The sequence below is a fragment of the Rhodococcus sp. DMU2021 genome (genome assembly GCF_019641445.1).
Taxonomy (GTDB): domain Bacteria; phylum Actinomycetota; class Actinomycetes; order Mycobacteriales; family Mycobacteriaceae; genus Rhodococcus; species Rhodococcus pyridinivorans.
The window spans coordinates 1-1842 of record NZ_JAIFKB010000071.1 but is presented as its reverse complement, the minus strand read 5'-3'; the positions used below and the strand labels follow the sequence as shown (position 1 = coordinate 1842).

Below are 1842 nucleotides of genomic sequence, written 5' to 3'. Positions count from 1 at the left end.
GTGCGTTCGTGGCCGGGCTGTCGTGGGTCAGATGCCTTCAGGCGCCGTTGAGGGTACGGGACGGTGTCTCGCCGTAGCGTCTGCGGTACTCCGCAGCGAATCTGCCTAGGTGCCCGAAGCCCCAGCGATGTGCCACGTCGGCCACTGTGGACTTGTCGGCATCATTTCGGCTCAGCTCCTCGTGGACGCGCTCGAGTCGGACGCTCCGGAGATAGGTCATCGGTGGAACTCCGAGGTGCTGTTGGAAACCGTCCTGCAGGCTGCGCACACTTGCGCCGGCCACTTCGGCCAGGTCATTGACCGTGAACGGTTTTTCAGGACTGGCATGTATCGCGTCGACGGCGCGTTTGACGATGCGAGGACGGACGGGACGACGAGGTTCCTGCAGTGATTCTTGATGGTCGTGGCCCGAGGCAAGGAGAAAGCCGGTCGTCACCGCTTGCGCGAGCGAACTCGACATCAGCGGGTCATAAAGCACTCCCGCCTCGCGGTCGAGATCGGCGGCAAGCGTGAGGATCAGCGAGATCCAGCTTTCCGCTGGTCCTCGGGTCAGGTCCACCAGCGGATCGAACTTTACGGGAGTACGAACGGGGTGCCCGACCAAAGTCGTCAGTTCAGCTTCGAGATATTCGCGGTCGATTTTTACGCCGTACTGTGCGCAATCGGCGCTCCACCGGGAAATCTTCGTCGGTCCCACCGGGAGATAAACAGAAGCCAGCCCGGGCATGGAAACACTAACCTGTCGGCCAACTACGGCCTCCACGCGCCCGGACAGCGGGATGCTGATGTGGTAGGCATTGCTCAGCTCACCGAAGTCAAGGCTCACTTCGGCGCCGTAGGCGAGACGGCCTAAGGTGACGCCTCCGAGCTGAACAGTCTTTAGCGACATATTCAGACCCGAGTCGGTAGCCAAGGCCTCCAAATGATGGGGATAAAAATTCTCGGCCACAGCCACGCGCGCCTCGTCCAGATGCGACGCACTGTGCTGAATCACTCCACACGGGACAACTTTGCCCACGGTCTTCAAGAGTGTGTCTTGCATCACAACCACTTTCTTGATGTAGAAGCCCAAACGAGCCTACCGGGGAATCCGGGCGCGACGAGCGCCGCGCGCCTCCGGTGGGGCGAGTGATCGGGCATGGGTCACCTTGTCGGGTCGGGGAACTCGGGGGAAGTGGGAACGGGCGCCGCGAAGGGTCCGTCAGACCGTGGCGGCGGTGCGCAGTGCGGTGATCGCGTCGGGCGAATAGCCGAGTTCGGTCAGGACGGCGTCCGTGTGGGCGCCGTGCGCCGGGACGGGGTCGAAGCGCGGTTCGATCCCGCTCAGGGTGGCGGGCGGCAGCAGTGCGCGGACGACGCCGCCGGGGGTGTCGACCTGCCGCCAGCGGTCCCGGCCCGCGAGCGAGGGGTGGTCGAGGAAGTCGGACACCGAGCCGAGGCGGCCGTTGGCGATCGCCGCGGCGTCGAGCTGCGCGAGGAGTTCGGCGGTGCTCAGCAGGCGGGTCCGCTGGGCGATCACCTCGTTGCACTCCGCGCGGTGCTCGACGCGCGTCGAATTGCTGTGGAAGCGTTCATCGGTGGCCAGGTCCGGGTCGCCGAGCACCTTCGTGCAGAGTGAGACCCACTCCCGGTCGTTCTGGACCGCGAGCAGAACCTCGCCGTCGGCAGTCGGGAAGGGACCGTAGGGGACGATCGTGGCATGCGCGGCGCCGACGCGCTCGGGTTGGTTTTCGCCGTACTCCGTGTAGTAGGCGGGTGATCCCATCCACTCGCCGAGTGCCTCGAACAGGGCGACCTCGACCGCGCGGACGGTGCCGGTGGTCGCACGGGTGTACAGGGCGG

Annotated in this window: 2 protein-coding genes; both read right to left on the bottom strand. The window is 65.3% G+C overall.

Features of this window, described 5'->3' with window-relative positions; genetic code table 11:
• Positions 1-37: 37 nt before the first annotated feature.
• Positions 38-1072: an AraC family transcriptional regulator gene (locus tag K3M35_RS25640; RefSeq protein WP_220667271.1), complete on the bottom strand. Its 1035-nt coding sequence runs from the start codon at positions 1070-1072 to the stop codon at positions 38-40.
• A gap of 129 nt (positions 1073-1201) precedes the next feature.
• A partial coding sequence (locus K3M35_RS25635; RefSeq protein ID WP_220667270.1) for a CaiB/BaiF CoA-transferase family protein occupies positions 1202-1842 on the bottom strand: 641 nt, incomplete at its 5' end.